Source organism: Acinetobacter sp. 24-47-67 (genome assembly GCF_056779735.1).
This window is the reverse complement of record NZ_JBWYIK010000062.1, coordinates 1-216: the sequence shown is the minus strand read 5'-3', so window position 1 is coordinate 216 and position 216 is coordinate 1. Positions and strand designations below refer to the sequence as shown.

The 216-nt window shown below is 43.5% G+C and carries 1 protein-coding gene; it reads left to right on the top strand.

From position 1 onward, the window contains the following. The coding region (locus AC1M9K_RS14695; protein ID WP_481589666.1) for an Ig-like domain-containing protein at positions 1 to 216 on the top strand (216 nt) is incomplete at both ends.

The window sequence follows — 216 nt, the reverse complement described above, 5'->3', positions numbered from 1 at the left end:
ACAATCTCAGGTAAGACTGAGCCAGGTGCAACAGTAAAAGTTGAAATCTTAGACAAAGATGGCAACCCTGTAGCAACAGGTGATGCGACTGTAGATCCAGAAGGTAACTGGACGTTCACACCGACTGAAGAATTACCAGAAGGTGAATATACAGTTAAAGCTGAAGCGAAAGATGCGGTAGGTAATACTGCTACTGAAACTGCGGATGGCAAATTA